The following is a 12,168-nucleotide window of genomic DNA, read 5'->3' as shown; positions in this document are numbered from 1 at the left end:
AAAGAAAAGTATCCAAAAGAAAAGACACCCGGATGCCGCTTATTTCCTGCGCTCCTCGCTTTTGAACGGGGTTGCCGAAAGGGGCCTCCTGCCCCTTCGGCAACGCGATGCATCCCTGCATCGCCCCTACGGGCTATTCCGTTCAAAAGCTCCGGTGCTCGGCGCGGCATACGGGGAGAAAACCATCCCAGTCGCACGTGGGTCTGGAACGGCCGAGCTTTTTTCTCGACTATTCTCCAAAATAACTCGGACATTCTCATGGCGAGCTCCAACATTGGAGTTATTTTGTCCAATGGCCGAGTTCTGAGTGAGAACGGCCGACAAATTTTGTCGAACGCTGCGGTTCGCTGGCAGAACGGCCAAGCTTTTTTCTCGACCATTCTCCAAAATAGCTCGGGCATTCTCGCGGCGAGCCCGAACATTGGAGTAATTTTGTGCAATCGCCGAGTTCCGAACGAGAACGGCCGGCAAATTTTGTAGAACTCTAAGGTTCTCAGGCGCAATCATCCACGGTTTTCGCCGTTCTGGTCATGGCGGCTGTTCAAATGCGTTCTTTATCTGAGCCATCCTGGTGCATTTCAGACAAATTCCGGTTGTATCTGGTGCAAATCGCCCGATCTTTCATCGGGTATAAACATAACAAATCCAGCAAAATCAATGTTTCCGCCGTTTGGCATCAACTTTGCTTTGTTCAAGTTGTGTTGTTACTCCTATCTGTTCTCATGTGTGGACGTGGCGCTCTGGTTGGTCGAAGTTCTTCGGGCGGGCAGGGCGCATTTTTTTGGCCGCGGTAAAGCACCCGGTTACCAGCCAACGCTTCTTAAAATTTACATTTCAAATGATATTTCTGCACGCGGTAGCGTAGGGTTTCCCTGGTGGTGCCCAGCATTCGCGCCGCGCCGGTGACGTTGTCGTCGTTGCGGTTCAGGGCTTCTTGGATGATGAATTTTTCCATTTCGTGCAGGCTGATGCTGCCGTCCAGCGGAATGAATACGCCTTCCTGATTGACCTTGGCGTTGTGGGTGGCTGCGGTTTGCGGGGCTTGTAACTGCAACCATTCCACAGGCAGATTGTGATCGTTGGACAGCAGCACGCAACGTTCCAACACATTGTGCAATTCACGGATATTGCCGGGCCAATCGTAACTTTTCAGCGCCTGCCAGGCTGGCTCCGAAATATGGCTGACCGCTTTAGCCGATTTGCGATTACATTCGGCTATGAATTGCGGCACCAGTTGTTCTAGGTCTTGCTTGTGTTCGCGCAAGGCCGGCATGCGGATGTTGATCACGTTCAAGCGATGATACAAATCCCGGCGAAATAGACCTTCGGCGACTTTTTCCACCAGGTCCAGATTGGTCGCAGCGATGATTTGCACGTCGATGCTAATCTCGGCCTCGCCGCCCACCCGGCGGATGCGCAAATCTTCCACGGCTTTTAATAGCTTGCTCTGCAAATCTAGATCCATTTCGCCGATTTCGTCCAGAAACAGCGTGCCGGTATGCGCCTGTTCGAACAGGCCGCGATGGCGTTTTTTCGCGCCGGTAAAGGCACCGGCTTCGTAACCAAATAACTCGGCTTCCAGCAACTCACGTGGCAAAGCAGCGCAATTGATTTCAACCAACGGAGCCGCCGCGCGGCTGCCGGAATAGTGCAGGATGCGGGCGATCATGCCTTTGCCGGTGCCGGTTTCGCCGCTGACGATCAGACTGGAAAAGGGCACGTTGGCGATTTGTTTCAACATGGCTCGCAGCTGGCTCATGGCGGGGCTGGAGCCGATCAAACTGTCGATGCTGTATTGATGGTTTTGCGAGGCGGTCTGCTGTTCCAGCCGCCGTTGGGCGCGGGCGCTACGGGCGGCGCCTTCTACCAATAGATTCAAACGATCCAACGAACAGGGTTTCTCGATAAAGTCGTAAGCGCCCAAGCGCACCGCCCGCACTGAATCGGCGACGCTGCCGTAACCGGTCAGAAACACCCATTCGCTGCTGCTAATTTCGGGCTTAAGTTTTTCCAGCAAATCCAGCGCGTTGCCGTCTGGCAAATTCATATCGGACAACACTACCAGAGGGTCCAAGGATTGCCCGCCGAGAAACTGTTCGGCTTGTTGCAGGGAATGCGCAATGCTGACTTCCCAGCCACCCTTGCCGAAATAGCGCGCCAACTCTGAGGCCAGCAAGGTTTCGTCTTCGATAATTAAAAGGGTGTTGGTCATCATGGCGTGGATTTTTTTGTTGTTTTATAGGGGGTTGCCGACTGGTAGCACAGTGCCGGCCTGGTGTCTTGTGTCAACCGAATAGTTTCAAACTACAGGTAATATTAAAGTGACCATGCCATTGCCGGCGGCGGTGTTATCCAATTTCAGCTGACCGCTCAAGTCCTTTGCAAAGCGTTGTACCATCACCAGACCTAGACCACTGCCTTTTTCCTTCAGACTAACGAATGGCCGAATGCCTTGCTGTAACAAGGCTGCACTGAAACCGTCGCCGCTGTCGGTGACGCTGATCATCAGCTGGCGATTACTTTGCGCGATAGCCACCTCCACTTTACCGGTGCGGGCGCCGATAGCTTGCACCGCATTTTGCAACAGATTGAGCAGGGCTTGTCGAAATTCGATCTCGGGCAGCATCATCGGCAGATTGGCTTTGCCGTGCACGGCAAAACAAATATTGTCGGTGGCTTGGTATTTAAATAGCGTGATCAAATCATTTACCACCAGATTGACATCGGTAGGTTGGGAAATTTTGCTGCTGTGACGGGCAGAACTGAGCAGATCGTTAAGATGACTAGTCAGTCTTTGTACTTCGCTGTGCAACAAACCGATGCGTTGGCGCAAGTCCGGGTCGCTGGCTTCCGACAACATATTTTCTAATGCCACTTGAATGATTGCCAGCGGATTACGCAACTCGTGCGCCGTACTGGCCGCCATTTCCGTTAAGGCCGCCAGACGTTCGGCTTTGGCCAGACGCTGGCTTTGTTCCAATAACGCATGACTGGTTTGCCGCACCTGTTGTTCCAGGCGGTTGGTGTAATGCAGATGTTCCTGCTCCAGTTCGATCAAATGATCGACCAAGTGATTATAACGATCAAATAGATCGCGCAATATCGGGTCGGCGGTCTCGCGCGTGATCGGTTGCTTAACGCCTTCCGCCAGGCCGGACAATAAATCGCGCAGCGCATCCAGCGGCTCCAGCACGTTATTCCGGAAAAAATAATGGCCTATCCAAAACAACAGCAAGGGCAGAATAATGGCCAATTGCAGCTCCAATTGACTGTCGTATTCAACGCCAATCAACATTTTTTCTTCTTCGTTAGTCTGCCGGTCCAGGACTTGCCGGATCATATTGACCGAATCGATTAAGGCTTTCGCGTCGCCGTTGCTGGCGGCGGCAAATTTGGTTTGTAAGGTGTTTAGATCGACTGCGGACGCGAATTCCGAACTTTTATTATGCGTTTGTAATAAATCCAGCAACCGGTCTTGAATGTCGTTGATCTGTTCGGCGGCTACGTCCGGATTGCTGCGGTGCAAAGCCAGCTGCGATTGCAGTTCCAACAATTCAAAAATTGTTTCCTCCAAATAGCGGCCTTTGCCGATATCGGTTTCTATGGTTTGTATCCGCTCGTGGTTGCGCCAAGTCAGGCGACCGATGGCCAGCAGCTCGCCAATCACCAAAATGCTCATCACTATCGTGACGAAGATGACCGGACGTAACAGAAGTTTTAGCATGCTTTAATCCTCAAATAGCTTGCTGCCAAGCGACGCTTCATTGTTATACCTTTCTCACTTACATCCGCTCCCTCGCCCTCCGCACCCACAGGGCATAAAGGAGAGGGGCGGGGTGAGGGAATCAGAAAACCGAAATTTGAAGTGCGATGACTATATATACATTTATGTTTGATAACCGTCATTCCAGATTGTCCGAGCCGTAGACCGCGAAGCGAATCCAGACTGCAAGATTAGCTTGAAGCTACCATCCATGGCACTGGATGCTCGGGCCCTGTGGGCATGACGGCACTTGTATAAAAGAAGCATGGTACTTCGGTTGCGATGACTCCCCATGAAATTTTACTCCGGCTTAGCAACTGCTAAGGAATGATCATGAAATAACCTATTTAAGGGTTCGGTGTAGGTGCGGATTTATCCGCACAGTGCGAATGAATTCGCACCTACCGTTGCCGAACTTGTTTCTCACATTCCTAAATAAACCGCATTCTCAACCTACCGGTCCAAGGCCAGGTTACGATTATAGGAATTTACGTCTGGGCGACGGCAAAATTCGCTTTGGTAAATACTGCCTATAAAATTTCCCACAGTTCTCCCATTACAAGGGCGCAAGTTTTCAAGATACTACACACCATGTTGAGACGGCGGGTTGCTGGTAGCAACCGAACCGTCCCGAAACAATAAATGGGTATCGATAAAAAACTTAACGAAGCGGCGATGCAGATAGCGCCGTTTATCCAAACAGCCGGAGAACATCACCATGAACAGACTGCCAGAAACCGTGAACCAACAATTCAACCAATTGTTTGCCGTCATCGGCCAAGCCGGAGACGATTTGAAACTGACGATTGCCGAAGCCAGCATGGCCGGCAACTTTTCCTTGGTTACTGCCAACATCGAAAACTGCCAACGCTTGCAGGCTTTGGAAATGGAAATCAAAACCTGCCTGGGTAATTTCGTGAACAAATCGCAAGCCCAACCCATGGAGAAGGCATTTCACAAGCGCAATAAACACCGCACCCGTCAACCACGCGGCAGTATGCGTGTCACGTTGGCAGGACGCGTCATCGAAAAGCCAACCATCGCCGAAACTTTTTTCGAAGCCTTAAAGGGTTTTGGATTGGATAAGGTCGCAGCCTTGAACAAGGTGGTAACGTCGATTCCACTGGTATCCAGAAGACAGGCGACGGGTTACCAAACCCAAAAAACCTGCAATGGTTGGTACATTACCACCCACGTCAATGCTTACACCGCGCCCACGGTGCTAAAGGAGATTGCCGGGGAGTTGAAAATGCCGATCCAAATAGAGTTCATCGAACGCTAGCAGACCGCACAACAACATCCGACAGTGCCATGTGCGGCGCCAAACCGCGCACGGCAATCAGAAAAGAAATACCCGAAAAAAACAGGCCCAGACCATGACCGAAAACCAAACAACCTCAATTGCCGAACTGACACAAAAAGCCGAAGCGGGAGATGTGCAAGCGCAGTTTGAGTTGGCATATTGCCTGGCTACTGGAAAGAACATTGAGCAAAATATCGAGTTGGGGTTGAGCTGGTTATTGCAAGCAGCCGACTATGGTAATGCTGATGCGCAATTTTGTGCAGGTATCTACTATTTTATTGGGAGTTCAAATCCGCTACAAAACGACTATACAAATAGGTTGATTAATGAATGGGGTTTTAGGTTAGCAAAAAGTGAAGCTGTTCCTTCTATTGATACCGCATTAAAGATTTCACTCGGTAAAAATTTTATCGATAGCAATATAAATTCTGCTGCTCTATGGCTAGAGCAAGCCGCAGTTCAAAATCACGTACTTGCGAATACGTGGTTGGCATTACTTTACCGAGAAGGTTTAGGTGTTCCACAAAATGATGAGAAAGCTTATTTGTGCATTCGGTTTGCTACAGAGCATTACCCTTCCCCTGAAAACCAATACGAATTGGCTCGTTGTTATATAGATGGTAAAGGTACGAAGGAGAACTTGGCTATCGGAATAACACTTTGCGAAAAATCCGCCGAAAGTAGTTTTGCTAAGGCGCAATATTTATTGGCATGTTGTTATTTAGATGGTGTCGGCAAGGAGAAAAACTTCAAAAACGCCATACTTTGGTTAGATAAGGCCGCACAAAATGACGTATCGATCATAGAAAACGAAATTATGTTACGTGTGGCCGACGCCTACGAAAATGGCGAAGAAATCGAAAAGGACGATAGTCTTTGCTTTAGTTGGTTAGAAAAAATAATTGACTCTGATGAGGATAATTCAGTTACTGGTGAAGCCTACTTTCGGGCAGCGTTAATGTGTTTTGATGGTCGTGGCACTGATACGAATTATGTGCATGGTATCGTTTATTTAAGCGAGGCAATAAAACTAAATATTACTAGTGCTGAACAATGGCTAGAGAATGCATATCTGAAATTTACATTCCCAGAGTTTTGCAACCGCTCTGATTCGGAGGAATGCTATCGATTTGCATATAAATGGGTATCGGAAAAACTGAAAAACGATATACACACTATTGAGCTAAAATTTGTTTTGGGAGTGTTACTTGCATTTGGCAAAGACACGGAACAAGATCAGAAACGAGCACTTGAATGTTTTGATGGAATTTATCTTGAAGATTCATTAGATGCAATCGACGGACCTAATGCTCTCGAATGCTTTGCAGATATTTACGTGAAGATATTTGGAGCGAAAAACAAAAAACCTGAAATTACTGATGATGCTGGGAAATATTTCTCATCAGAATACATAAAAAACAATCGGAAAGATGGAGATTATTTTATTTTACCGTCGCTGGTGTTTGATTTTTATGATGATATAAATTTGGCTAGGGGTTTCAGTGAACGCCTCGAGAAGGCCAAGTATATTTTTTATCAAAATTCGATTCAAAGGGAATTAGAGTGGAAACAGCGATTTGCCGAGTTAGAAACTCAAAGGGCTCATGAGCTCGAGGAAACCATGGCCATGTTCGCCCATAAATTCCGCAGTCCGCTGGATGCGATTATTTACAACACGGAGCACGAACATCAGGTAAAACTATACAAGCAGGCGGCACAAACCATGCGCGGCTTGCTAGAAATTTTCAGCATCATTTCCACCGATGCCGACACGCTCCAACCAAAACTAAAGCAAGATTGCCGAGGTAATGGCACTTTGCTGCTGCTGTTCAGCAAAACCCTGGACATGATTTTGCTGCATTTGCTGTCGGTGTCCGCGACGGAAAAAATTCAACAGCACTATCTGCGCTACGCGAAAGCGCAAGGTCTGTGCGCTGCCGATTTGACTTACAAGGCCTGGAACGAAGAGCATTTCGAACTGGAGCGGCAATTGCAAAGCGAATGGGAACAAAGCTATGCCAAGCTATTGACTGAATCAGCTAAGCTGGAACAACGGCTGGACTGGCTGGAACAGCACTTTTTCAAGTTGGAATTGAAGGGATTCGATCGCGCCGTTATACAATTCAAGGAATACGGCATCACCGAATCGTTTTTGACCATCGTGCTCAACGAGGTTTTGGTCAATGCCTTCAAATACTATGGCTCGGCGGAAGCTCTGCCGGTGGTATTGGAATGGCAGGTGCGAGACGGATTTCAGGTGTTGATTTGCCGCAACCCCAGCATGCGTAGTGAGCGGTCGAAACTCAAAGGTAGTGGCAAAGGCCATTTTTTCTTGTCGGCGTTGGCCCGTAAAATCGGCAGCCAATTCAGCAAACCCAAGCCCCAAGACGATTTTGTCGTGGAATTTGCCATTGCCGATCAACTGTTAATCTCAAGCTAGGAAGGTGAACAATGAGTTATTTTTTATGGGTGGAGGATTTTGAAAACGACGCCTTTGTAACAGCGGAGCAAGTGTTTGGCGGCGTTCTCAATAAGAGTTCATTCGATGAAAAGCCCGTGGCATTAAAACAACAACTCCGAAATCAAGGTGTGTTTTTAGAATTAGACCTTCAGGCTGGTTTGGATTTCATTACCAAAGAGCTTTCAATCAAGATTGATTACGCCATTCTTGATATTGATCTTAAAGCTCATGACGGTGAAATTAACAGCGATTTTTTAAAGTTGTTGGCTGATTTCGAAAACTACCAGCCGCATGAGGATGAAGCCGAGGATGATGAATTACGCAAACAAGCATGTCTCAAATTGAAAAGTATTGCGGGGTTTTACCTATATACAAAGCTGGTTGATGAAATTGGATTTCCTAAACAGCATATTTTGTTTTGTTCGAACCACGGCGATAAAACGGAAGGCATAAAAGAAGCTTTTAATGCGGCAAAAATAGCTTTGCCTGAAATTTACGGAAAATCTGATCCTTATGTTCAAACCTGGATCAGGTCTTGTTATAACAACCCTTATTCCAGATTGCGGCGAGGGATTATCGAAGCTTGCACATTTTTGAAAGATAAAAAGCTTAGATTCAATCAATATGGCGCTGACGACAAAAAGCCCGTAGATTTAGACATAGAAAATTACCTAGAAATACTTAAGCTATTTTTGCCATTGCGCGAACCCGCCGATATCCAGTCTATGTATAAATTATTCGTTCGCACCCTAGCGCACGAATGGGACGAAGCTGTAAAGCCGAGAAAATTGGATAAAACAGCATTAGCTTTTTCCTGGATCATGAAAATGACTCGAAACTGGTCGGCACATACTCGTGTATTTGATCGGCTTAAAGCTAAAGATGTTGCCTTTTTATTTATTGTCAACATGCGCGCCATGTTTGATCTTGGTGGGGACTCAACTCCTTACGAAAAACATTTGTTAAGCTTATTTGATCAAACATTGAGCGTAGATGAATTTAGGAAAATCTTTGGAACTAGTCATAAAGACAGGAAGATCCCACTCACACAAAAGTATGCTTTATTAATTGATAAATATGGAAAAAATTATGAAGCAAGTAATTTTCACGACTTGCTGAATGAGTTCCAAAAGAAACAATCAGGCAATGAAGATTTTTTGATGCAAGGGCTTTATCAGGTTTTTTGGTTTTTAACTTCGAATGGCTTTGTTTATATAGATACACATAAAATTCAAGACCAAAAGTATTTAAATTATAATTTTGCCTATTTTAATTATGCTGCCGATGAATATTCGTTAGAGTTTGGACGCCATATTTATAACACCAGTTTCCTACAGGCTTAACCCATGACCACCCTACAAACCCAAATCCCCGACCAAATCTGGCAGTAGGCCCAATATCAGATACAACAAGGCTGGATGGCCAATATGGATGAGTTGATCGCTGAATCGATGCGCAGCTATCTGGGGTCGCACCGAGAAGCCATGTCCGAACAGTTCGTGCGCGAAGATGTCGAGTGGGGTTTGGGGTATCAAGACAGTCCTGTTCGTTTTTGTTGAATTACTTGTGAGACATCAAATGACCGTGAAACAACAACTCATCACTGAAATTGAACGCATCGATAACCCGGTTACTCTGGTACAGATTTTCGAGATCATGCAATTATTAACACATACGCCGCAACAGCCGAACAATGTTTTGATTTCGGAATTTGCCGGTTGTCTCGATGACGAATCGGCACGGCAGATGGCGACAATCATAGATAACGAATTTAATGCTATAGAGGGTGAATGGTTTGTGGTTCCCACGTTCCGCGTGGGAAAGCAGTCTGAACCGCTCTGCGATTCGGGTCGCTGGAGCGCCCCTTAATTAAGTTCCCACGCGGAGCATGGGAACCATAAATAAAAAGCCATTTTTAAAAATTATTTATAACATCAGTGGAGATTCCCCATGTTGCAAGAACAACTGATCGAAGAAATAAAACAAATTCCGAACGAAAAACTGGCAGAAGTTTATGACTTAATTCATTATTTTCGGCTCGGTTTAGTTCAGGAGCAATCAACAGATACTATTCGCCAGCGCCCGATTGGCTTGGCAAAAGGACAGCTTGAAATTCCGGCCAGTTTTTTTGAGCCCTTGCCTAACGACATACTCAATACGTTTGAGGGCATAAAATGAAAATTCTGTTGGATACCTGCGCTTTTTTATGGATGACAACAGACGCCCCGGAACTCAGCGATAACGCCAGGATTTTGTTTCAGAATACCGATAATGCGGTTTATTTGAGCAGCGTTTCAGTATGGGAAATTATCGTTAAACACCAGCTAGGCAAATTGTCTTTACCCAGTGCGGCAGACGATTTTATTAAACAACAGTGTGAAAGGCACTTCATTGAATATTTATCGCTTGATGAAAAAGCGGTATTTAATCTGACCCGGTTGCCCAATTATCACCGCGACCCCTTCGATAGAATGCTTGTTTGTCAGGCAATCGCGAATGATTTGACCGTTTTGACTTCGGATGAATTGATTATGCAATACCCTGTTGCCACGGCATGGTAGTTTTAGGATTAAATAAGTTAGCGAAACAAATCATTGCGTAGCAAAATTGGTGGGCATTCATAAATCAAAACATTGGCTGGCTGTCGCAGGAAGACCCATTAACCATTTTCCAACTTGTTAGCCATTTGACTAATTTAGAGCCCGTTTTTCGATTAAGGAAAATCGCATGCCGCCTGCCGAATTAATCCAATCCCTGATTCCCCGCCTGCCGCGTTTCGCCGAAGAAGACGGCGATTTTTACAGCGTGCCGCGTCAAGATTTAATCGACGTGTTGGTTCAAGAACAAATCGACCGCTCGGCAGCAGCAACCTGCGTCAGTTTATTGGAAACCTTGCTGGATACGCTGGCGGTCTTGGATAGAACCCGTCTGCAAAACGGCGAATGGTGTTTTGTTTCGTTTCCGGCGCAATTGCTGGCAACGTCGGTATTGACGGCGATGAGCGATAACGATTCGCGCCTGTTTCCAGCCAGTTTTTGGAACACCCGAGACATCGCCAACGACAAAAAGGATCAACAACGCGATGTGTTGCGTTGGATCGAACAAAGTAGATTTGAGCAGCACGCAACACGGCAAGCGCCGCCGATTCGGTTTATCTATGTGGCCTGGAGCATTGTTAAACTGGACGGTCGGACATTGTTCTACCAGCGTGAGGATAGCCAAAAGCGCTTTGACAAAACCGCCGGCGATTACGGCCTGCTGGGCGGGCGCGCCAATCAACACGATATCGTCGGCGTCAGCGATGCCGCGCAGGTGTTGGCCGCCTTGCAAGCGCCGAATTCTGAACGGGTGTTGAACGCGCTGCCGGCGACTTTGCAACGCGAACTGCGCGAAGAAGCCGGTTTGCGTGGAGAACATTATCAATTTAGCTTGTGGCGACGACTTAAACCGTATCGGCAAGTGCAAGGCGTAGCACCGAATCACGCGTTAACTGAATATTATCTGGATATTTTCCGGATCGAATTGACCTTGGAAGGCTTTTTGTTTTTGCAGCAACGCATTGCCGGTGATGAACGTTTGGCGTGGTTGACCTTGGAAGACATCGCCCGCGGCGAAAGCAATGACGGCAAGATTCCCTATATCAAAGCCCTTTACGACGACTTTGAGGGGGACCGGGCGGCGCTGGTTGCAGCCTTGCGTGAGCTACCTGATAGTTTTGCCCCCGGTTATCGTTTGGATAGGGATAACTACGGCATTATTTTATCTTTGAATGCCAGTGTCCCAATAACGGCGGGGGTGTTGGGTAAAGAAAAGCCCTTGGCTTTAGCACTGTCGGCATATCAAGGTCAATTATTGCTGGGCTTGGCGGCGCATTTACGCGGCTTTGTCTTGGTCGCAGACAAGCCGAGTCTACTGCTGCACCCATTTGGCTGGATCGAGGTGGTTGACGATTCTGCGTTACAGCGGGAATTGTGTGATTTAGCGGCGGCACTCAAAGACGGTGAAATAATTGTGGAGGTGCGACGGGAGCGTTACTTCCGGCTGTCGGTCCGACCGGACTTGGTTTACTTCGATGACGATTTGTATGCGTTTACCGTCGATCGCGAGGACTTGCGCAGCGTTCGCACCAAAATCTCGGTCAACATCAGCAGACGAGCATTTGTCACCGCCTTGGGCACGGTAGAGAGTCAGGTGGAGTCGTTCAAATTGCCGTTGGAACTAGTGAATAAGTTAATCGACTTAGCGGAGCGGCAATTTACCGCCGACAACGAATTGGCCGTTAAAGTCGAGGATGCTTACAAAAAAGGCTTGGACCGAGAACCGCGATTCAAGGCATTGGGTTTGAGGAAACTGGTGCACCGTGTGGATGGCGTCATGCGCTTTGCTGTGAAGCGTGAGGTGAGGTAGTGGGTTGCTAGCTACTGCTGACAAGTCGTGTTAGACCGGTTAAGCTTTGTGCCCTAAGCCGATTTGAGCTCTTGGCTAAATATTTTGGATGAACATAAGGATACTAAACATGAGAGTTGCGTTGGCGTGGGTTTTGATAGTTTCGACTGCGGTTTTACCCGGTTGCGTTAGCAGGGAAATTAACGAGAATGTCCAAGATCGCGGCCCGCAGGTGAGAGAAATAGTCAAATCTGG

Annotated in this window: 11 protein-coding genes; 8 read left to right on the top strand and 3 right to left on the bottom strand. The window is 47.3% G+C overall.

Annotation, left to right across the window (positions count from 1 at the left end):
- Positions 1-820: 820 nt before the first annotated feature.
- The 3 genes from A1332_RS23850 to A1332_RS25515 form a co-directional block, all read right to left on the bottom strand.
- Positions 821-2,212 carry a sigma-54-dependent transcriptional regulator gene (locus A1332_RS23850; RefSeq protein WP_064010882.1) on the bottom strand — a complete coding sequence of 464 codons (1,392 nt, stop codon included), beginning with the start codon at positions 2,210-2,212 and terminating at the stop codon, positions 821-823.
- Between the two features lie 87 nt (positions 2,213-2,299).
- Positions 2,300-3,724 carry a sensor histidine kinase gene (locus tag A1332_RS23845; RefSeq protein WP_064010880.1) on the bottom strand — a complete coding sequence of 475 codons (1,425 nt, stop codon included), beginning with the start codon at positions 3,722-3,724 and terminating at the stop codon, positions 2,300-2,302.
- A 621-nt stretch (positions 3,725-4,345) separates the two neighbouring features.
- Complete coding sequence (locus A1332_RS25515; RefSeq protein WP_157204109.1) at positions 4,346-4,483, bottom strand: hypothetical protein; 138 nt, start codon at positions 4,481-4,483, stop codon at positions 4,346-4,348.
- Between A1332_RS25515 and A1332_RS23840 the strand changes: the two genes are divergently transcribed.
- The 8 genes from A1332_RS23840 to A1332_RS23805 all read left to right on the top strand — a co-directional run bounded on the left by A1332_RS23840 (position 4,482) and on the right by A1332_RS23805 (position 11,934).
- The gene (locus A1332_RS23840) at positions 4,482-5,045 is read left to right on the top strand and encodes a hypothetical protein (protein WP_064010879.1); all 564 of its coding nucleotides are present in this window, start codon (positions 4,482-4,484) and stop codon (positions 5,043-5,045) included. The genes A1332_RS25515 and A1332_RS23840 overlap by 2 nt on opposite strands.
- Before the next feature lie 94 nt (positions 5,046-5,139).
- Positions 5,140-7,506, top strand: a complete 2,367-nt coding sequence (locus A1332_RS23835; RefSeq protein WP_157204108.1) for a tetratricopeptide repeat protein — start codon at positions 5,140-5,142, stop codon at positions 7,504-7,506.
- Between the two features lie 11 nt (positions 7,507-7,517).
- Positions 7,518-8,870: a hypothetical protein gene (locus tag A1332_RS23830; protein ID WP_064010877.1), complete on the top strand. Its 1,353-nt coding sequence runs from the start codon at positions 7,518-7,520 to the stop codon at positions 8,868-8,870.
- A gap of 84 nt (positions 8,871-8,954) precedes the next feature.
- Complete coding sequence (locus A1332_RS26400) at positions 8,955-9,086, top strand: hypothetical protein (RefSeq protein WP_269454676.1); 132 nt, start codon at positions 8,955-8,957, stop codon at positions 9,084-9,086.
- A 19-nt stretch (positions 9,087-9,105) separates the two neighbouring features.
- The gene (locus A1332_RS23820) at positions 9,106-9,396 is read left to right on the top strand and encodes a hypothetical protein (protein WP_064010876.1); all 291 of its coding nucleotides are present in this window, start codon (positions 9,106-9,108) and stop codon (positions 9,394-9,396) included.
- 81 nt (positions 9,397-9,477) lie between these two features.
- On the top strand, positions 9,478-9,705 hold the full coding sequence (locus A1332_RS23815; protein WP_064010875.1) for a hypothetical protein: 228 nt from the start codon (positions 9,478-9,480) through the stop codon (positions 9,703-9,705).
- A complete protein-coding gene (locus tag A1332_RS23810) occupies positions 9,702-10,088 on the top strand; it encodes a type II toxin-antitoxin system VapC family toxin (RefSeq protein ID WP_064010874.1) in 387 nt (128 codons plus the stop codon). Before A1332_RS23815 ends, A1332_RS23810 begins: the two co-directional genes overlap by 4 nt.
- 166 nt (positions 10,089-10,254) lie before the next feature.
- Positions 10,255-11,934 carry a hypothetical protein gene (locus A1332_RS23805; RefSeq protein ID WP_064010873.1) on the top strand — a complete coding sequence of 560 codons (1,680 nt, stop codon included), beginning with the start codon at positions 10,255-10,257 and terminating at the stop codon, positions 11,932-11,934.
- The last annotated feature ends 234 nt before the right edge of the window (positions 11,935-12,168 follow it).

Origin of the sequence: Methylomonas methanica, assembly GCF_001644035.1 — a bacterium.
In the GTDB taxonomy this organism is placed as follows: Bacteria; Pseudomonadota; Gammaproteobacteria; order Methylococcales; family Methylomonadaceae; genus Methylomonas; species Methylomonas methanica_A.
Note: the sequence above shows the minus strand (reverse complement) of the source record. Positions and strands in the feature narration are given on the sequence as shown.

Excerpts from the sequence above, each read along its gene's own strand:
- A1332_RS23850 (WP_064010882.1), bottom strand. The coding sequence starts at position 2,212 with ATGACCAACACCCTTTTAATTATCGAAGACGAAACCTTGCTGGCCTCA.
- A1332_RS23845 (WP_064010880.1), bottom strand. The coding sequence starts at position 3,724 with ATGCTAAAACTTCTGTTACGTCCGGTCATCTTCGTCACGATAGTGATG.
- A1332_RS23840 (WP_064010879.1), top strand. The coding sequence starts at position 4,482 with ATGAACAGACTGCCAGAAACCGTGAACCAACAATTCAACCAATTGTTT.
- A1332_RS25515 (WP_157204109.1), bottom strand. The coding sequence starts at position 4,483 with ATGGTGATGTTCTCCGGCTGTTTGGATAAACGGCGCTATCTGCATCGC.
- A1332_RS23835 (WP_157204108.1), top strand. The coding sequence starts at position 5,140 with ATGACCGAAAACCAAACAACCTCAATTGCCGAACTGACACAAAAAGCC.
- A1332_RS23830 (WP_064010877.1), top strand. The coding sequence starts at position 7,518 with ATGAGTTATTTTTTATGGGTGGAGGATTTTGAAAACGACGCCTTTGTA.
- A1332_RS26400 (WP_269454676.1), top strand. The coding sequence starts at position 8,955 with ATGGATGAGTTGATCGCTGAATCGATGCGCAGCTATCTGGGGTCGCAC.
- A1332_RS23820 (WP_064010876.1), top strand. The coding sequence starts at position 9,106 with ATGACCGTGAAACAACAACTCATCACTGAAATTGAACGCATCGATAAC.
- A1332_RS23815 (WP_064010875.1), top strand. The coding sequence starts at position 9,478 with ATGTTGCAAGAACAACTGATCGAAGAAATAAAACAAATTCCGAACGAA.
- A1332_RS23810 (WP_064010874.1), top strand. The coding sequence starts at position 9,702 with ATGAAAATTCTGTTGGATACCTGCGCTTTTTTATGGATGACAACAGAC.
- A1332_RS23805 (WP_064010873.1), top strand. The coding sequence starts at position 10,255 with ATGCCGCCTGCCGAATTAATCCAATCCCTGATTCCCCGCCTGCCGCGT.